Genomic DNA, 18,443 nt, shown 5'->3' with positions numbered 1-18,443 from the left:
GATGCACCGTTTTTGAATATGCTCATTTCATTAGAGGATTTTATCTGAAAGGCAGATCTTACCCGATCTGCCTTTCAGTGTCATAAATTTATTTATGAAGCTTTCTTAAGCCTCAGTACTTCCTTCCCATGTGCCGACCTTTCTCTTTCCGGCAGCTTCATCGAACCAGTGTGTTGTAACTGTTTTTGCTCTTGTGAAGAAACGATAGCCATCTTTTCCGAGAACGTGCAGATCACCGAAGAAGGAATCCTTGTTTCCGGAGAATGGGAAGTATGCTGTCGGAACCGGGATACCTACATTGATTCCTACCATACCGCCATCTGTCTCCATAGCGAATTTACGGCTGTAATATCCGCTCTGTGTAAAGATACAGGAACCATTTGCAAATGGATTGGCATTCATGACTGCGATGCCTTCCTCATAATCCTTTACTCGTTTGATACAGGTTACCGGTCCGAAGATCTCACGGTTTCCAACTGTCATCTCCGGTGTTACATGATCAAGAATTGTCGGTCCTACGAAGAATCCGTTCTCATATCCCGGAACTACTACATTACGTCCGTCAAGTACAAGCTCCGCACCCTCATCGATACCCTTCTGGATCCAGTTGCAGATCTTCTCCTTATGACCTGCATTTACAACCGGGCCGAGATCGGTATCTTCATCATATGCACAGCCAAGCTTCATAGCCTCTGCTTTTTTCTTAAGAAGTGAAACAAATTCGTCTGCGATACTATCCTGTACGCATACAACCGGAAGAGCCATACATCTCATACCTGCGCATCCGTATGTAGAGTTGATGATCGCATTAACAGTAGCCTCAAGGTTGCAGTCCTCAAGTACAAGTGCATGGTTCTTTGCCTCACACTGTGCCTGAACTCGTTTGCCATGAGCTGCTGCCTTGGAATATACCTGTTTACCAACACCTGTTGTTCCTACGAATGTAACAGCCTTTACTCTCTCATCTGTAAGAAGGATATCAGCCTCTACACGGCTGCAGGTCACAAGGTTTACAACACCCTTCGGGAATCCGCCCTCTGTATAGAAGAGCTCCATGATCCTCATAGCTGTAAGTGGTGTCTGGGAGCTTGCTTTCAGTACTACTGTATTTCCACATGCAATGGAAAGCGGAACCATCCAGCCCCATGGGATCATTGCCGGGAAGTTCATCGGAACAATACCAGCAGTTACTCCAAGTGGTTTGCGATATGTAGCTGTATCATATCCTGTAGTTACCTGCATTGCAGCATCGCCCTGGATCATTGTCGGAAGTGCACATGCCTCTTCTGTAGGCTCAATTGCTTTCTGAACATCTCCTCTTGCCTCTTTGATGTTCTTTCCGAGCTCTTTTGCACAAAGTACGGAAAGTTCTTCCTTATGAGCATAAAGAACATCTCTCCATCTGAACATATACTGCTGTCTCTTTGCAAGAGAAAGTGAGGACCATTCCGGGAATGCAGCCTGTGCGGAAGCGATCGCCTCTTCTACCTCATCCGGTGTACAGCAGGGAACCTGCGCGATCACCTCACCTGTACTGGAATCTGTAACATCCATGTATTTCTCTGCCTTTGACTCTTTCCACTCACCGTTTACACAGTAACCCATTTTTTTGATCTCAGCCATTTTAAGATACTCCTTTCGTGCTTACCTTTTTATTCTTAACTTCATAAAAATTTTAGTCATTCTCGTTTTGTTCTGATCACAGATTATCATTTATTTTTAATTTTGTCAATATAGTATGGTTATATTTTGAGTATATTTACCGAAATTATGTGTTAATTTATTCACATTTCATGGTATTCCATGTTCCCTGTATAAACTCTTGAAACGCATGCATTTACAGCCATAAAAACGCATAGTGTCTTGTCGTTTTTTATTCCATTGTGAGAGCAAAAGTTACTCATTTTTGTTATTTTCATAACACACCATTCCACACACACTATTTATTGCCTCCAGCTACGCTGAGGCTTTTAGACCTGTGCAATCGGATTCACAGACAAGTAAGGGGTATCGTTGTTCTGTTACAATTACAGATTCCTCTGATCCCAGCATATTTTCTCTGTATTTTCCAGGAACAAGGAAATACATCTGTGCGTCCCTTGCGGACGCGCTCATTTTCACGACCGCTCGCTTCTTTTCACGGCTTATTGCACCTTTACATACAATCCTGCGCCTGCTTATCTGATCTACAGCATTTTCATAAATTACTGCAGCAATCAAAAAACAGGATACGGTTATCGTATCCTGCCTTAGCTTTTCATTTTCTGTTTTTCGCATATTTCTGACTAACCAAATATGGTCTGCACCAGCACCATATAAAACACCGTTCCCCCTCCTATGCTGAGCAATGTACTCTTCTTCCATTTATGTAATACCACAATGAACAGTATTGCGATCAGCTCTGGCAGTCCGTAATGCGTACTTTCCGGCACATCCTTCAGACAAAATACCACCAGCAATCCGATCACTGCACAGGGCAGTACTTTTCCCAGATAGGTGATCACGGCCGGCGGTTCCTTTCCTTCCGGGAATATGATAAACGGCAAAAATCGCGTTGTCATAGTCCCCAGGACCACTACCACAACCGTTATGATCTGCTGTGTTATTGTCATAGTCATTCCTTATCCCTCCTGTCCGGCTATATCCCAACTGTCATGCCTGATATTCTCCTGACTTCTGTATACGTTCTTTTTTTCTCTTCTCCTCATGCTTCTTCATTCCCAGAAAGCATAAAACGATCGATGCCATTGACGGAAGGATAAACTTCCCTCTTCCAAAGATCACCAGGCAGATCACAGAGCATACAATTCCGACCAGCGCCGGCTTATGATCTTGTGCATCTTCCCACTGATCAATGAACATAACCACAAACAACGCAGTCATGACAAAATCCAATGATGTACGTCCCTTTCTGTTTTACAATTTCCACAGCTGATGCTGCCCGTCCATGGTAACAAGATCTCCCTCATTGATATCTCTTTCATACAGGAGGCCGTCATCATGTCGCAGACTTGTTTCATTTCCATTTTCATCTTCCATCAGCACTACTGACATAAGTGCTTCACCCGGCTGCCGCTCTTCACAGCCGAAATCCATGTCTTCTTCTATCTTCAGAACCTTATACTGCATGATCAGATTTCCTCAAGCAGCACATCGTTAACGGCCTCATAAGCGTCCTCAAGCGCATCCAGTGCCTCTGTCAGCGTGTCCATCTTCCGGCTGTCCGCATTTTCTTCCTCATAGGCCTCTATCACTTCAGCCATTACATCCTTCAGCTCTTCCAGTGAATTTGCAATGTCCTGCAGCTTCTGATCTTTGTCCTCTTTTGATGTGATATTTACGATCTTACTCATGATCCTTCCTCCTGTCGCTTTACTCTCATTCTTTATTCTGATCCTTTATCCTGCATATATCATGCTTTACATGTCATACTCCACATTTACCCATTGTATCATATCCTGCACGCAGATGCATCGGATATGTTTTCTATCTGCTTTATATAATACCACCGAATTCATAAAAAATTTGGTAAAATCTTACCAAATTACCCGTCTTAGTCTGTTTATACTGATTTTTCCACTCCGGTCTGGTATAATCGATCTAAAGGAGTTTTTCAATTTACAAACCACTCCTTTCCCACTACAAGGAGGCATATTGCCATGAAAGAAAAAACCGAAACCTTTAACCAGGGAAAAAGATATTTCTTTTATATTCTGATGTTCGCCATCCTTGGCTGGTTCATTTTTATGCAGATTTTTGGTGCGGATGAACGTTCTTCCGACACCTCAGCAGCCTCTGTGATCTATTCCGGTACCGTTACCTGGCAGAAACCGGATGGAACCACCCAGGAAATCTCCGTTCCGGGCACCTACAAGGTTCCCGTCGGTGACACGATGGTCCTCAACATCCAGCTTCCCGATGATCTTACAGATACCTGCTTTGCCATCCGTTCTTCCCTGCAGGATGTGGATTTTTATGTAGGGGACGACCTCAGGACCAGCTACTCCACGCATAAAACAAGGCTTGTGGGCAAAAACTCCGCCAGCCGTTATGTTTTCTGCCCGGTTTATGCTTCCGATGCCGGCAAAGAGCTCCGTATTGAACTGACCACCTACACCTCCAATTACACCGGAGTTGTCAATCCTGTTTACTGTGGAAACAAGGCAGATACGGACTGGAAACCTACATTGCTTTTTTTATCCTGTTTGCCGGAATCGTCACGATCCTGTTCAGTTTCGCTCTGGGATTGGTCTATCATACACGATTTGACATGGAATATCTTGGATGGTGCATGGTTATGGGCGCCGTCTGGATGCTGGGTGAATCCAAGCTCCGTCAGTTCCTGGTCCCCAACGCTTCCGCTCTCGGATCTCTGTGCTTCGTTATGATCCTTTTGTGTCCGCTCCCGATCCTGTTTTTTGCGGACAGTCTCCAGAAAGGGCTGCATCACAGATTTTATGTCTGTCTTGGAAGCATCGCAATGATAAACTTTGCAGTCTGTACGATCCTCACTGCTGCAGGTATCGCAGATTATATCGAAACCATGCCTGTAAGTCACGGAATCCTGGCGATCACCGTTGCCACAATATTTGTACACCTTTTCCAATATATACGCACCGAAAAAAACAAGGCCGACCGGCTTTTGCTCATTGGTCTGCTGGCAGCGATCCTGTGTATTGCCGTTGAGGCAACCTCCGTATACTTTGTCACATTAATGTCCGGACTGTTTGTGGGCGCCGGCATGCTGATCCTGCTCTTTGTCAATATTGTAAGAGCCATCAAAAATGTCCAGGATATAGAACTGAAACGCCAGCAAAGCGAAATCCGCAAAAACCAGGAACAGAATGAAAAAATGTCTCTGCAGATGATTCAGACCCTTTCCACCACCATTGAGGCAAAGGATGCGTACACCCGCGGTCATTCCTACCGGGTTGCACAATATGCAGCCCTGATCGCAGAGGAGCTGGGCTGGACACCGGAGGAGATCCTGAATCTGAAGCGTGCTACTCACCTTCACGACATCGGTAAGATCGGTATCCCGGATCCGTTCCTGAACAAACCTGCACAGCTGACCGATGATGAATACAACCTTATAAAAAAACACACCGTTATCGGTGCCGAGATCCTGAAGGATATAACCTTGATCCCACATGCGGCAGAAATCGCAAGAAGTCACCATGAGCGTTATGACGGAAAAGGCTATCCGGACGGGCTGGCCGGAACAGAAATCCCCATCCATGCCCGGATCGTGGCTGTTGCCGACTGCTACGATGCCATGAACTCCCGCCGAATCTACCGTAATGCGCTTCCACCGGAGGTTGTTTACGAAGAATTCCGCAAAAACCGTGGTACACAGTTCGACCCGGAGATCACAGACATTTTTCTGAAACTGCTCAATGAAAAACGGCTGCCTCAGTGGGATCCTTCCCAGGAAGAACCGGACACTTATAACCTTCCGGATATGCAGCTTACCGTCAGCAAATTCATCTCGGACATAATGGCCACCATAAAAAGTCAGGAAGACGCAAAAAGCTATGATTTCCTTACCGGTCTTCCCATGCGTAACCTGGGCGAACGTCTTACCGCGGAATTTATGCAGACACATGATGGATGTTTGGTATTCCTTGATATGGACAACCTGAAAAAGATCAACGACATCTATGGCCACAAAGCCGGCGACCGTGCACTGAAATGTCTTGGAAAGCTGCTCCAGAAACGGGCAGATCAGGGAATTTCCTGCAGACTTGGAGGCGATGAATTCCTGATGTTCCTTCCGGACACAGATCCTGATTCCCTGTCTCTGCAGATGGACGATCTGTTCCAGAAATTTCACACCATCACTACCGATGATCCGGAACTCCGGTTTGCCACACTGTCCGCAGGCCTGTGTCTGTGCAGCACCGATGATTCCTTTGAGGACTGCTATTCCAAAGCAGATAAAGCTCTGTATTACGTAAAACAAAACGGCAAAAACCAGTTCTTTTTCTACCAGCAGATCGACCGTAGCACTCTTGCGGCATCCGGTTCCGGAAAGGATCTGGCGCTTGTGGCAGAGTCCCTTCAGAAAAGCGGCATCTATGTAGGTGCTCTTGATCTGAATTACCGGGATTTCGCACGACAGTATGAATACATGAGTCAGCTTGTCACACGCAGCCAGTGCAGATGTTATCTGGCGATGATCACCATCGAGACACTTGTGGATACAGTTCCTGATATCGAATCCATTGAGCAGGCTCTGGAGTATATGGAACAGGCCATCCGGCAGAATATCCGCCGTGTGGATATCTGTACACGCTACAGTTCCCTGCAGTATCTCATCATACTGTTTGAGCCTGACGAAACGCATATCCCGGACATCATAGAACGTATTTTTACCCAATATTACTGTCAGTGTGACAGCCATGATTTCCAGCCATCCTATGAATACCTGGAAATATCTCCACAGGAGTTATAAATACTCCCATGACATGATAAAGCCATAACAAAAAAGAGGTCGTACTTGACGGCCTCTTTTTTGTTAAAGTTTTGCAAAATATCATTAAGACGTGGCTCTGGAATTTTCCTGCATGAAACTTTTTCCGTATGTTCGATACAGATAAACCGCCATGAAAATAGTCACGGCTTCTGCCAGCGGCATCGTCATCCAGATGCCTGCAACCCCTATAAGCTTTGGCAGGATCAATATGAACACAGCCACCAGGATCAAAGAACGCATTGATGAGATCAATGCCGAAATAAAACCATTTCCCAGGGCAGTAAAATATCCGGAAAGAAATACATTTAAACCAATAAACAGGAAGACCGGACTAAACAGCTTCAGGCCATCCCATGTCAATGTAAATACATTTCCCTCCCCAACGAATAAATGGATGATCTGTTTTCCAAATACAAGTGATACCGTGAGGATCAATACTGAACTGATGGCAATCGTAATAAAACTATATCGTGTTATTTCTCTGATCTTGTCATGATTTTCAGAGCCGTAATTATAGCTTATGATCGGAGCCGCTGCAACGGCAATTCCCATATAAAAAGCGATGAAAAAATAGTAAATATACATAATGATCGTCACAGCCGCAACTCCATCTTCACCAAAATATTGCATGATAATAAGATTAAATAAAAATGTAGTGATCCCGGTAGACATCTCCGTCAGCATTTCACTGCTTCCATTGGTGCAGGATTTCAGAAGAACACTCATGTCGGTCTTCGGTCTGCAAAACCTTATATGGCTGTATTTCAGAAAATAGATAAAGCCGATCAACATGCTTACTGTAATGGAGAGAAATGTTCCCCATGCAGCTCCAAGCGTTCCCAGTCTGAATACAGCCACAAAAATATAGTCGAAAACAATATTAAAAGCCAGACCTGTCAGAGACATGATCATTCCGATGTACGATCTCCCATCCGTCCTCACAAGATATTCAAAAAATAGCTTGAATGACATCGAAACTGATCCTAAAAATATGACAAATGCGTATGGCACCACATGCTCCATCAGGCGCTCACTGCTTCCTAAAAAAATACAGATCGGTTTCAGAAAAAGGATTCCCACAGCTGTAAAAGCAACTGAAAGTACGAACAGCACGATCGTGATAAAAGTAAATATCTCATTTGCTTCCTGTTCTCTTTTTTGTCCCATCCTCTCTCCTATGATGGCACCTGATCCCGTTGCAAGCATGACAGATGTTCCGAAAATAACACAGGTGATCGGAATAACAATATTAATTCCTGCAAGCGCGTCAGAGCCTGCATACCGTGATACAAAAAATCCATCTATCGTTGTATAAAATGATAAAAAGATCATGGTCAGCACCGATGGAACCAGATATTTTAAAAATTGAGGATAAGACATTTTTGCCTCAAAGTATTTCATTTCTATAAAAGCCTCCTGCTTAGTTACATAATCAGTCAAAATCTCTGGTAATATTCGTAAGCCATTTATTTCTGAAATAGTGGATGAACACCACAGGCATTTTTTCGAACTCATCCAGGGTCATTATAAAATATACCCAGACAGGCGGCAGTTTTAAAACATATGCGGCAAGGAAGGTGAGAGGAACTGCAACAAGCCACATAAATATGGAATCTACGATCATTCCGAACCTGGAATCGCCACCTCCTCTGAAGCATCCGCATATAAGACAGGTATTGATACCCTCTCCTACAAGACGCCAGGTTGTCATGATTATAAAAATACCAAGATAATAAATGGCTGTCTCTGTCAGTTTATCCCGGTAGAAGTCCAGTATCATAGGGCGGACTGCCAGAATAATGGCACATCCGATGAGACTTACGATAATTGTTATTCTCAGCATACGTTTCCCATATTCTCTGGCTGTATCCTTGTGATCTTTACCAAGCTCCTGGCTGATAATGATGGTAGTAGCGTTGGCAAAACCGCGACAGGCGATGGCACCAATGTTTACCACCATAACAGCAACTGCATTTGCGGCAACCATATCATCGCCAATGTGGCCAAGGATCGCTGCGAACGCTGAACTGGCAAAGCTCCAGACAACATCATTTATCACAGCCGGAGAAGCAATTTTCATAAAGTCCCTGAACAGAATACCGGATTTCGCACAGAAATATTTTATCCGAAATCTGACATCGGAGCTGTTTAATGAATAGATGAGACAGATCAATACCTCTGCGATCCTGGCAATAACAGTACCAAGGGCAACACCGGTAACACCAAGCTTTGGAAGTCCAAACAGGCCAAAGATAAAGGTGGCATTACAAAATACATTGACGCAAAGCGATACAATGTATGTAACAGAAGGCAGCATTATTTTTCCGACACTTCGAAGGGCACTCATGAAAACCTGAGAGAATCCCATAAACATAAAGGAAAATGAGATCACCTTCAAATACTCGCTGCCGGCAGCAATCGTATCCGGACTGTTTGTAAAAATCTTCATGATCGTAGTCGGCATGGAAAAGGAGATAACGAAAAATACAAGAGAAACGATCAGTGAGATCCGCTCCGCCAGGCCGAGAATCTTTTCTACTGTCTTTTTATCACCCTTTCCCCAGTACTGGGCACATAAAACCGAAGTACCTGTAGCCATGCCATAATACAAACAGAAAAGAATAAATGTGTACTGGTTGGCAAGAGATGAAGCTGACATGGCAGTCTGGCTTACATATCCCAGCATTACAGTATCCGCAACATTTACTAATGTTCCGATCAGATTTTGGATCATGATCGGAAATGCTAATTTTGATGCATATTTTAAAAAATCTTTTTTATTCAGCATCGGTCAGATCCTCCGTGAATTCCGATAAGATATTTACTTATAAAGAATAGTATATCATATACCCTACAAAACCGCGAGGTTTTTTCAGTATTCTTTCCAATATAATTCTCAATTGTATACTATATTTTACCCTCTGGTCATATTTCCATTGTACATAAAAAAAACAATATCACTTTAACGCAAAAAATCATTCTATTTTTTCACTTCTATGATATAATATTTTATTGTGAAACTAATAAAACGAGGTGAACCAGGTGAAGAAAAAAACAATTGTACCTCTTATCGTTTTTTTACTGGGCATATGCCTTGTTGGTTTAATTGTATACAAAATAGACTCACATGAAACTGAACAACAACACATAAAAGCACAATTAAATGCAACAACCTACGGCGAACGTATAAAAAATGAGATTACAAATGGAATTGCGATCACAGATACGCTAAAGCAGGTCCTGATCAGTGAAAACGGAAAGATCAGTCAGTTTGACACAATTGCGGAAAATATTATGTCTGACGTTATTGAAAGCATACAGCTTGCTCCGGATGGTAATGTAACAGATATTTATCCTTCTGAGGGAACGGAAGCGAGTAAGATCGATCTGCTCCAGGATAAAGATTGCAGCAAAATTTCCTGTTACGCAAGAGACAATCACGTGATCATTACACAAGGTCCTTTCGATTTAAAACGGGGCGGCTGTGGAATTGCTGTCCGCAATCCAGTCTACCTGAAAGATGAAAACAACCAGGAATATTTCTGGGGATTTACCATTGTTATCCTGCGTGTTCCTGACATTTTTTCAGATGCGATCAGTGCACTTTCGGATTTCGGATATGAATACAGACTCTCAAAAACCGACGCTCCCTGGAGCGATACTTATAAAGTTGTTTATCAGTCAGACGACCAATTAACTCATACTGTTTCTTATGGTTTTACGATAGGGGAAGAGAACTGGAAATTAGAAGTAGCTCCTGAAAGCGGATGGAGAGACCTTAGATTACTGATAATCGTCGGCGGAATGTTTACTACTGTCGTTTTACTTTTCTCAGGTCTTACCCGGGTATGGTTAGTATCGAAAGAAAATAAAAACAAATTTCAAATACTGGCACACACAGATTCTCTCACCGATATTTACAACCGCTATGGATTTGATGAATTAGCCGAAAGGATGATCACTAAAAATCCAAAAACGCATTTTGTGGCCGCACTCCTTGATATTGATGACTTTAAGTTTATTAATGATATTTACGGACATGTCTATGGAGACAGGGCACTAAAGAGTCTTACAGATAGCATGAAGGCTTTTTTCCCAAAAAACACATTACTGGGAAGAAACGGTGGCGATGAGTTCTGCATTCTTCTGCCGGATCATACCTATAAAGAAGCGGGAGAACTGCTGCTGCAATTTACCAAGCTTCCAAAGACATTTTCATGCAAGGGAAAAGAATATCCGTTTTTTATTTCTCTCGGATATGCAGAATATCCAACCTTTGCATCCAGCCGTTCACAGCTTATGCGCTGTGCAGATGCAGCACTTTATGAAATAAAGCTTCACGGAAAAAACGGATGTATGGCTTACAGGGAGGGGCTCCGGTCAGGAGTCCGCAAACAGCTCGGATTTGCATTCAAGGATATCTCTGAACACCTTCCGGGTGCATTTATCATATACAGAGCGGACAAAGATGATGATGAACTCCTGTATGCAAACCATGAGTTCCTTCAAATGACCGGATATAAAACTATAGATAAACTCTTCAGCCTTACAAATAAAAGCTTCCACAACCTGATCCGTGAGGATGAACAGCAGCAGATAGAAGCAAGCATCTGGAAACAGATCGATGCCGGCAATAAAAATGATTACATCCACTTTCATCTCCGAAAAGCGGACGGCTCTTACCTTTCTGTTCTTGATCACGGAAGGATTGTGGACAGCCAGCAATACGGAAGAGTATTTTATGTATTGTTTATGGACTGGGAAGCTATGCATGTTCATTACAGTGATAAATTTTCCGGCTAAGGTACAGACATCTCAGTCTGTATCTTAGCCGGCTGTTTTTTCCTGAACAATTCAACATCTTATAATATGTATTCCATCTGCCTTTCTTTTGTCCGCATTCCCATTTTTTCATAAAATTTTTCTGCTGAAGTATTTCCTGCCCACACATTCAATGTCACTTCATAGCATCCCAGCTGCTTTGCTTCTTTTTTTACATATTCAAACAGACTTTCCCCAATATGCTGTCCTCGTGTCTCCTGATCGACACACAGGTCATCTATAAAAAGAGATTTAAACGGTACCATATTGTTTGAAAAAGGCTGCTCCTTTAATTGACAAAATGCATACCCCACACAAACATCAGCCTCATCCGCTGCAACATATACTGGCTTTTCTTCATTTTTCAAAAGCTCTGTCAATTCGTCTGTCGTATATTTTGTTGTGCCCGGAATAAAAATATCAGGCCTTATATCTGCATGGATCTGCAGCACCTGTCCTAACAATTCCAGGATCCTCGGAATATCTTTTTCTTCTGCTTTTCTGATGAGCATATTTTTCCTCCTGTTTTTCAATAACTGGTTTCATAGATTCTTTATACATACACCATAATACCATCGTGTGAACGCTTATAACAATAGGATCACTTTAAGCAGTCTCACTTTCCTTTTGTATTATAATGAAAAAGTTTATCGTTTTCCGTGATGTATATCACATTTTTATTCCTGAATCCGTATCATTACAGACAGTCAGCTCAAAATGGTTTCTGTTTGTTTTTATAAGTCCTTCTTTTTGCAGCTTTGATATCTCCGAAGACATTGCCGCACGGTCAATGCAAAGATAATCTGCCAGCTGCTGCCGGTCAAAAGGAATATCAAAGGATAACGATGCCTGTCTGATAGATACCGACGACAGATAGGACAACAGCTTATCCCTTGTCGTTCGCTTGCCCACATGTGTGATCTTATCGTTGAGGATCAGGATCTTATTTGCCAGGACACCGACCAGGTTACGGATCAGCTTCTGATGATGGTCACATACTGTTGGGCAGGAAACCAGAAGCCTTTGAACATTTAATAAAATAATCTCACAATCTTCGTCTGCTACCACACTGACATTCAGAACAGCTCCCGGACTTGCTGCATATGGTTCACCAAAAAAATCTCCTGCATGACATTTTGACAGAATATTCCGATGTCCCCACAGGTCTTCCTGAATAACAAGAACACAGCCTGCCACCACAAGTCCCATTACTTCGGTAGAGTCTCCGGCTCTGAAAATATAAGAATCCCGTTTTCTGGAGATCGTTGCTGCATTTACACAATGCAGTATGGATAATATCTCATTATCAGTAAGACCTTTAAAGAAAGGGCTCGTTCTTAGAATGGGTAAATATTTTTTCAAAATTAATCCTCCTGTTGGAAATCAAACATACACGTTGTAATTATTATACTATACTCCTAACAGAAACCAAGGATAAATACTACTGGTCGAGGATAAAATAATAAGAAAGATCCTCCGAAAAAATCACAGAATAAAAGGAGAATACAATAATGGATAAAAAAATGTTTTGTTTTCAGTGTGAACAGACTGTCGGGTGTACCGGCTGCACCGGAAATGCCGGTGTCTGTGGAAAAAAAGCAGATACAGCGAAATTACAGGATGAACTGACAGGTGCGTTGATCAGTCTGGCTAAAGCTGCCGACAGCACGGAAACTATTTCAAAAAGAACCGGACAGATCATAATCGAAGGACTGTTTACTACAGTTACAAATGTAAGTTTTGACAATGCAGCAATCGAAAATATGATACAAAAAGTCAGAGCTGAAAAAGAAAGACTGGCTCCTGACTGCAGAACAAAGGAATATGATCTTCAGCAGCTGTGGAATGCCAATGAAGATATCCGCTCCTTGAAATCTCTTATTCTCTTTGGTATCCGCGGAATGGCTGCCTATGCCTATCATGCAAATGTTCTGAATTATGAAGATGCCGAAGTGAATCAGTTCTTCTGCGAGGCATTATCTAAGATCGGTTATGAAGAAAGCACAGAAGCACTGCTTTCCACAGTACTTAAAACAGGAGAGATCAATCTGAAGTGCATGGCACTTCTTGATAAGGCAAATACAGAAACCTATGGAACACCAGAGCCAACTGATGTTACACTTACGGTAGAAAAAGGGCCTTTTATTGTCGTGACCGGACATGATCTGAAAGATCTGCAGCTTTTACTTGAACAGACTGAGGGAAAAGGAATCAATATCTATACACATGGTGAAATGCTCCCTGCCCATGCCTATCCATTCTTAAAGAAATACGCTCACCTGAAAGGCAATTTCGGAACTGCATGGCAGAATCAGCAGAAAGAATTTGACCATCTTCCGGCCCCTATCCTCTACACTACCAACTGTCTGATGCCTCCAAAAAGCAGCTACGCTGACAGAGTATTTACAACAGAAGTGGTTGCCTTCCCGGGAGCTGTCCATATTGACGAGAAGAAAGACTTCACACCACTTATTGAAAAAGCACTGGAGCTGGGCGGTTACAAAGAAGATCGTATGTTCTCCGGTATCAACGGCGGTAAAAAAGTGACAACCGGTTTTGGTCATGCAGCTATCCTGTCCCATGCAGGTACTGTGGTAGAAGCCGTAAAATCAGGCGCGATCCGCCATTTCTTCCTGGTTGCCGGCTGTGACGGTGCCAAGCCAGGTCGAAACTATTATACGGAATTTGTGAAGCAGACACCTTCTGACAGTATCGTTCTCACCCTGGCATGTGGAAAATTCCGTTTCAATGATCTCGATCTGGGAGAGATCGGTGGTCTTCCACGACTGATGGATATGGGGCAGTGTAATGATGCTTATGGTGCGATCCAGGTTGCTGTGGCACTTGCAGATGCATTTGGATGTTCTGTAAATGAGCTTCCGCTTTCCTTCGTACTCTCCTGGTATGAACAGAAAGCAGTCTGTATCCTGTTAACCCTCCTGCATCTGGGTATCAAAAATATCCGTCTTGGTCCTTCTCTTCCGGCGTTCCTTTCTCCTAATATTCTGAACTTTCTGGTTGAAAATTATGGTATTGCACCTATCACCACACCGGAAGAAGATATCAAAGCACTGATGAACCAGTAAAAGTAAATTTTTCAAAGCCTTTACAAAATCAACAAAGCCGATACAGGATTCCAAAAGTCCTGCATCGGCTTTATTTACAGGTCTGAAGACTCGGATCAGCCGACAACACTTTTAAACATGTGCAGCGATATTCTGATGGAGTTAAATGATAACGTTTTTTAAACAATCTGCAAAAATAATCAACGTTATGAAATCCGCTTTCATAAGCGATCGTTTTTACTTTTTTATTCGTATTTTTCAATAACCAGGAAGCTGCCTGAAGTCGATATCCTATCAGATAATTAACCGGTGTAGTATGTAAAAAACGGTGGAACAAATTAAGTGCAGTACTTTTGCTGATTCCTATATGCGAAGCAATTTCATCCAGAGACAAATTGCGATTATAGTTTTCATGTATATATTGCATGATCAACTGCACTCTTTTCTGTGCAACTTCATCCACTGTCTGTACATCTCCTTTATCAGATAACTTTACATTTTCATAAAAAGTCAGCCATAAATCCTGCAGCAATGCCAAAGTAGCAAGCTCTTTTATTTTCTCATTCCTCTGTATTTCCATTATTTTTATCATAGTTTGTATGATCTTTGTTTGCCATAGTTCATCAGGCTGAAAACGCTGGAAATATATATTCGATGAAATGATTGGCAAGATATATTTCTTATAGATCAGGCTGTTCTCCGGCGCAATAAATTCCGGCATACATACAAAGTTAGGAATGATACCACCTGATGATGCATAAAAGCGGTGCAATATTTTAGAATTAATAAAAATTGCTTCTCCTTCTGACAATATAATCTGTTTTTCTCCTATTCCGCATGTAACTTGTCCGGACTCGACATATAAAAACTCAAATTCTCTGTGCCAGTGCCACTCAATACAATGAAAATCAAACAATTCCAGATTATCATAATAATACTGGAATGGATAATCACTGCTTCCATGCTGTTTAATTTCCATGAACTCCTCGTCTGTAAGTATTTTATTATAATCCATCCCATATCACGTTCTTTCTTTTTTACGATATTATACAGTATTTCTACAATTTAATTCAATGTATATATATGATATTTGCTATATAATCAAGTAAAAAAAGAAAAGAGGTATTCTTATGATTTTTAAATGGATGAATGAAAGTGAGATCAACATTGAGGGCGACAAAATTGAAATAACCGCACCACCCAGAACAGACTTTTTTGTGGAAGTATTGATGAATGTGAAGATTGAACATAAAACTGTTAAAAACATTCGGAGAGGAAAATAAAAAATGAATGCTGTAAAAAAAACTAACTACCATAAGACAAAAATAGCCTGTTATATGGGATTTATCACACAGGCTATTGCGGCAAACTTCGCACCGCTTCTTTTTTTGAAATTTCACAGTGACTACCATATTTCTCTCGGTAACATTGCTCTGATATCCACTTTCTTCTTTTTCACACAGCTTCTGGTTGATCTGTTCTGTGCCAAATTCGTAGATCATATCGGATATCGTGTGTGCATTGTTGCATCAGAAATATTTGCTGCACTGGGTCTGCTTGGACTGGCATTTTTACCTGATTTTTTACCTGATCCTTTTATTGGAATTATATGTAGTGTTATTGTTTATGCCATCGGAAGCGGTTTAATAGAAGTACTTTGCAGTCCTATTATCGAGGCCTGTCCGTTTGAAAACAAAGAAGCAACTATGAGTCTGCTCCATTCGTTTTACTGTTGGGGAGCTGTTGGGACAATTTTGATTTCCAGCTTATTTTTCCTGATATTTGGAATAGACAGTTGGAAGTGGCTCGCCGTAATATGGGCAATCATTCCTGCAATTAATACTTATAACTTCATGACCTGTCCCATTGAATCTCTGGTTGACAATGGTTCTGGAATGGAAATTAAGGATCTGTTTTCCAAGCCATTTTTCTGGGTTGCAATATGTCTGATGATCTGTTCCGGAGCTTCTGAACTTGCAATGGCTCAATGGGCATCTGCTTATGCAGAATCAGCACTGGGATTATCAAAAGCTCTGGGAGATCTAACAGGTCCCTGCATGTTTGCAGTAACAATGGGAATCAGCCGTATAATTTTTGGTAAATATGGAGAACAGTTAGATTTAATGAAGTTTATGAGTGGTTCAGGCATATTATGCGTTGTCTGTTATCTGCTTACTGCTTTGTCATCCAACCCGATCATCGGACTGATCGGTTGTATTGCATGTGGATTTTCAGTTGGAATCATGTGGCCTGGAACCATCAGTATTTCCTCAAAAACTTTTCCAACAGGTGGAACGGCTATGTTCTCTCTTCTTGCCATGGCAGGAGATTTAGGTGGCAGCATTGGACCTGGAATTGTTGGTCGTATCACTCAGAATGCTGGAAATAATATTAAGATTGGCATGGGATTCGGACTTATTTTTCCAGTAATTCTATTGTTTATGTTATTCCTGCTGTATCGGAAGAAAATATCAAAGCACTGACTTATTGATTGTAATTATATTTTTTCACTCTGCAAACCCGGAAGCTGTATCATCACTTTGCTGCCAGATACTATAGACCTGATACAGCATTGAGCGGAACCTGAAGATTTCTGGTAAAATTGTCATGATTTCCGCATGCCAGCATCTTCATCTGTACCCGCATTGCAGAACTCAGATTTAATATCATCATGATCGCAGTACGTGCCACACGTTCTGTGCTGTATGCCAGGATATTACAAACTGTAATCCCCTTCTTCCGTGCTGCTATCAGTCGGCCATGATCTCCTGAGAGCCATATAGGATATTAAAAAATTTGCAAACCAACCGGCTGGTACAGCAAGCCAGACAAATACAATGCCAAAACGCGGTGCACAGATCAAAGCAACAGACAGGCGGATCGCCAGGTTCACCATATTTGCAATGAGGAACGGGCGCATGATCCCAAGACCACGAAGAACCCCATCGGTTGCCATTTTGATTCCCATAAAGATGAAGAAGTAACCAAGCCATCTCATATAGCCCTCGGATACCTGATAGGCCAGGGCAGTTCCATCTTTACCAAGGAATAGCGAGGAAATCTGAGTATGCAATGTTTCAATGACTATAAAAGCAAGAACTGCAAAACATAGATCTAACACCAGTGCAGCGTGATATCCTTTTTTGATCCGTTCAATTTTCTTTGCGCCAAGATTCTGGGAAACATATGGGGAAACCGCATTGCCAATAGAAACAAAAATCAATGAAAAAACATTCTCTACCCGCATCGTCGCCGCATACCCTGCGAGTGCCTGTGTACCGAAGGGATTTACAACTGCCTGTACGATCATCATACCGATGGACACTGTAGACTGCTGAAGAACCGAAGGTACAGCAATTTGAAGCATGGAATGTAACTCCTGCCTGTCAAACCAGTCAAAGCGACTTTTATATCGACGCATCCGGCTAAGGAAAAGCAAAAGTGAAAACACCGCAGAAATTCCCTGTGCTATAAGAGTCGCAAGGGCTGCACCAAACACACCGAGACCAAGTCCGGCCACCATCCAGAGATCCATAAAAATATTTAAGATTGACGAAAATATCAGGAGCCCCAGCGGGATTTTTGATTCGCCTATGGAAGTAAACATATTGGAAAGAATGTTATACATAAACAGAAACGGAAATCCCACGAAATAGACCCGCAGATATAACACTGCATCATCCAGTATATCGCCAGGGGTTTGTAACACACTCATCATCCAGTGGGAAAAGCAAAATCCAAAAACCCCAAGGACTATACTTAGAATTAAAAAGCTAAACAAGGATGTTGACACGATGGTCTTCATTTTTCCATACTCCCTGGCACCGAAATAGCGGCTCACCAGCACACCGGCACCGACACCTGCCCCCAGTGCCACACAAATAAAAACATTGGTCAGCGCTGCACAGGCCCCGACAGCTGCAAGTGCGGAGGAACCAACAAATTGGCCGACGATGATAGAGTCAGCCATATTGTATATTTGCTGAAAAAAGCTGCCCAAAATCATTGGCATTGCAAAAACCGTCAGCGCTTTAAGAGGCGCATCTGTGATCAAATATTCATCTTTTGACATTATCCTATTC

Annotated in this window: 18 protein-coding genes; 6 read left to right on the top strand and 12 right to left on the bottom strand. The window is 42.2% G+C overall.

What is annotated here, in order from left to right:
- Positions 1–105: 105 nt before the first annotated feature.
- The 6 genes from LKD46_RS07395 to LKD46_RS07370 all read right to left on the bottom strand — a co-directional run bounded on the left by LKD46_RS07395 (position 106) and on the right by LKD46_RS07370 (position 3,353).
- Positions 106–1,623: a CoA-acylating methylmalonate-semialdehyde dehydrogenase gene (locus LKD46_RS07395; protein WP_021651218.1), complete on the bottom strand. Its 1,518-nt coding sequence runs from the start codon at positions 1,621–1,623 to the stop codon at positions 106–108.
- A gap of 333 nt (positions 1,624–1,956) precedes the next feature.
- Complete coding sequence (locus LKD46_RS07390) at positions 1,957–2,364, bottom strand: hypothetical protein (RefSeq protein ID WP_146207145.1); 408 nt, start codon at positions 2,362–2,364, stop codon at positions 1,957–1,959.
- Positions 2,286–2,612: a branched-chain amino acid transporter permease gene (locus LKD46_RS07385; RefSeq protein ID WP_059086958.1), complete on the bottom strand. Its 327-nt coding sequence runs from the start codon at positions 2,610–2,612 to the stop codon at positions 2,286–2,288. The genes LKD46_RS07390 and LKD46_RS07385 overlap by 79 nt, the downstream gene beginning before the upstream one ends.
- 40 nt (positions 2,613–2,652) lie before the next feature.
- Positions 2,653–2,895 (bottom strand): hypothetical protein, encoded by a 243-nt coding sequence (locus LKD46_RS07380; protein WP_110103053.1) that lies wholly within the window; start codon positions 2,893–2,895, stop codon positions 2,653–2,655.
- A gap of 21 nt (positions 2,896–2,916) precedes the next feature.
- Positions 2,917–3,129, bottom strand: coding sequence for a hypothetical protein (locus LKD46_RS07375; RefSeq protein ID WP_015526438.1), 213 nt, complete (start codon positions 3,127–3,129; stop codon positions 2,917–2,919).
- A gap of 2 nt (positions 3,130–3,131) precedes the next feature.
- Complete coding sequence (locus LKD46_RS07370) at positions 3,132–3,353, bottom strand: hypothetical protein (RefSeq protein WP_015526439.1); 222 nt, start codon at positions 3,351–3,353, stop codon at positions 3,132–3,134.
- Between the two features lie 306 nt (positions 3,354–3,659).
- Here LKD46_RS07370 and LKD46_RS07365 point away from each other — a divergent pair, with 306 nt between their 5' ends.
- A complete protein-coding gene (locus tag LKD46_RS07365) occupies positions 3,660–4,388 on the top strand; it encodes a hypothetical protein (RefSeq protein ID WP_227573961.1) in 729 nt (242 codons plus the stop codon).
- Positions 4,298–6,454, top strand: coding sequence for a bifunctional diguanylate cyclase/phosphohydrolase (locus LKD46_RS07360; protein ID WP_227573960.1), 2,157 nt, complete (start codon positions 4,298–4,300; stop codon positions 6,452–6,454). The genes LKD46_RS07365 and LKD46_RS07360 overlap by 91 nt, the downstream gene beginning before the upstream one ends.
- Before the next feature lie 84 nt (positions 6,455–6,538).
- On the opposite strand, the gene LKD46_RS07355 is transcribed toward LKD46_RS07360, so the two are convergent.
- Both LKD46_RS07355 and LKD46_RS07350 read right to left on the bottom strand, forming a co-directional pair.
- Positions 6,539–7,876, bottom strand: a complete 1,338-nt coding sequence (locus tag LKD46_RS07355; RefSeq protein WP_178529564.1) for an MATE family efflux transporter — start codon at positions 7,874–7,876, stop codon at positions 6,539–6,541.
- Between the two features lie 31 nt (positions 7,877–7,907).
- The gene (locus LKD46_RS07350) at positions 7,908–9,263 is read right to left on the bottom strand and encodes an MATE family efflux transporter (protein WP_059086577.1); all 1,356 of its coding nucleotides are present in this window, start codon (positions 9,261–9,263) and stop codon (positions 7,908–7,910) included.
- 254 nt (positions 9,264–9,517) lie between these two features.
- Between LKD46_RS07350 and LKD46_RS07345 the strand changes: the two genes are divergently transcribed.
- On the top strand, positions 9,518–11,278 hold the full coding sequence (locus LKD46_RS07345; protein WP_227573959.1) for a diguanylate cyclase domain-containing protein: 1,761 nt from the start codon (positions 9,518–9,520) through the stop codon (positions 11,276–11,278).
- Between the two features lie 59 nt (positions 11,279–11,337).
- On the opposite strand, the gene LKD46_RS07340 is transcribed toward LKD46_RS07345, so the two are convergent.
- Together LKD46_RS07340 and LKD46_RS07335 are read right to left on the bottom strand one after the other, a co-directional pair.
- Positions 11,338–11,808, bottom strand: a complete 471-nt coding sequence (locus LKD46_RS07340) for a GNAT family N-acetyltransferase (RefSeq protein ID WP_021651228.1) — start codon at positions 11,806–11,808, stop codon at positions 11,338–11,340.
- A gap of 157 nt (positions 11,809–11,965) precedes the next feature.
- The gene (locus LKD46_RS07335; RefSeq protein ID WP_178687511.1) at positions 11,966–12,658 is read right to left on the bottom strand and encodes a Crp/Fnr family transcriptional regulator; all 693 of its coding nucleotides are present in this window, start codon (positions 12,656–12,658) and stop codon (positions 11,966–11,968) included.
- 149 nt (positions 12,659–12,807) lie between these two features.
- Between LKD46_RS07335 and hcp the strand changes: the two genes are divergently transcribed.
- Positions 12,808–14,382 carry a hydroxylamine reductase gene (hcp, locus tag LKD46_RS07330; protein ID WP_227573958.1) on the top strand — a complete coding sequence of 525 codons (1,575 nt, stop codon included), beginning with the start codon at positions 12,808–12,810 and terminating at the stop codon, positions 14,380–14,382.
- Positions 14,383–14,452: 70 nt separating this feature from the next.
- Here the strand turns inward: hcp and LKD46_RS07325 are convergent, their stop codons facing one another.
- Positions 14,453–15,340 carry an AraC family transcriptional regulator gene (locus LKD46_RS07325; RefSeq protein WP_227573957.1) on the bottom strand — a complete coding sequence of 296 codons (888 nt, stop codon included), beginning with the start codon at positions 15,338–15,340 and terminating at the stop codon, positions 14,453–14,455.
- Between the two features lie 151 nt (positions 15,341–15,491).
- Between LKD46_RS07325 and LKD46_RS07320 the strand changes: the two genes are divergently transcribed.
- Both LKD46_RS07320 and LKD46_RS07315 read left to right on the top strand, forming a co-directional pair.
- Positions 15,492–15,644 (top strand): hypothetical protein, encoded by a 153-nt coding sequence (locus tag LKD46_RS07320; protein ID WP_015526448.1) that lies wholly within the window; start codon positions 15,492–15,494, stop codon positions 15,642–15,644.
- Positions 15,645–15,647: 3 nt separating this feature from the next.
- A complete protein-coding gene (locus LKD46_RS07315) occupies positions 15,648–16,844 on the top strand; it encodes an MFS transporter (protein WP_021651233.1) in 1,197 nt (398 codons plus the stop codon).
- A 233-nt stretch (positions 16,845–17,077) separates the two neighbouring features.
- Here the strand turns inward: LKD46_RS07315 and LKD46_RS07305 are convergent, their stop codons facing one another.
- Entirely contained in the window at positions 17,078–18,433 is a 1,356-nt protein-coding gene (locus tag LKD46_RS07305) for an MATE family efflux transporter (protein WP_147602735.1), read from the bottom strand.
- Positions 18,434–18,443 lie beyond the last annotated feature (10 nt).

The sequence above is a fragment of the Blautia fusiformis genome (genome assembly GCF_020686995.1).
GTDB classification, from domain to species: domain Bacteria; phylum Bacillota; class Clostridia; order Lachnospirales; family Lachnospiraceae; genus Blautia_A; species Blautia_A fusiformis.
This window is presented reverse-complemented; position numbering and strand designations above follow the sequence as displayed.

Bases quoted from the DNA above. Each gene is read 5' to 3' on its own strand.
- LKD46_RS07395 (WP_021651218.1), bottom strand. From the start codon at position 1,623: ATGGCTGAGATCAAAAAAATGGGTTACTGTGTAAACGGTGAGTGGAAA.
- LKD46_RS07390 (WP_146207145.1), bottom strand. From the start codon at position 2,364: ATGGAAGAAGAGTACATTGCTCAGCATAGGAGGGGGAACGGTGTTTTA.
- LKD46_RS07385 (WP_059086958.1), bottom strand. From the start codon at position 2,612: ATGACAATAACACAGCAGATCATAACGGTTGTGGTAGTGGTCCTGGGG.
- LKD46_RS07375 (WP_015526438.1), bottom strand. From the start codon at position 3,129: ATGCAGTATAAGGTTCTGAAGATAGAAGAAGACATGGATTTCGGCTGT.
- LKD46_RS07370 (WP_015526439.1), bottom strand. From the start codon at position 3,353: ATGAGTAAGATCGTAAATATCACATCAAAAGAGGACAAAGATCAGAAG.
- LKD46_RS07365 (WP_227573961.1), top strand. From the start codon at position 3,660: ATGAAAGAAAAAACCGAAACCTTTAACCAGGGAAAAAGATATTTCTTT.
- LKD46_RS07360 (WP_227573960.1), top strand. From the start codon at position 4,298: ATGGGCGCCGTCTGGATGCTGGGTGAATCCAAGCTCCGTCAGTTCCTG.
- LKD46_RS07355 (WP_178529564.1), bottom strand. From the start codon at position 7,876: ATGAAATACTTTGAGGCAAAAATGTCTTATCCTCAATTTTTAAAATAT.
- LKD46_RS07350 (WP_059086577.1), bottom strand. From the start codon at position 9,263: ATGCTGAATAAAAAAGATTTTTTAAAATATGCATCAAAATTAGCATTT.
- LKD46_RS07340 (WP_021651228.1), bottom strand. From the start codon at position 11,808: ATGCTCATCAGAAAAGCAGAAGAAAAAGATATTCCGAGGATCCTGGAA.
- hcp (WP_227573958.1), top strand. From the start codon at position 12,808: ATGGATAAAAAAATGTTTTGTTTTCAGTGTGAACAGACTGTCGGGTGT.
- LKD46_RS07325 (WP_227573957.1), bottom strand. From the start codon at position 15,340: ATGGAAATTAAACAGCATGGAAGCAGTGATTATCCATTCCAGTATTAT.
- LKD46_RS07320 (WP_015526448.1), top strand. From the start codon at position 15,492: ATGATTTTTAAATGGATGAATGAAAGTGAGATCAACATTGAGGGCGAC.
- LKD46_RS07315 (WP_021651233.1), top strand. From the start codon at position 15,648: ATGAATGCTGTAAAAAAAACTAACTACCATAAGACAAAAATAGCCTGT.
- LKD46_RS07305 (WP_147602735.1), bottom strand. From the start codon at position 18,433: ATGTCAAAAGATGAATATTTGATCACAGATGCGCCTCTTAAAGCGCTG.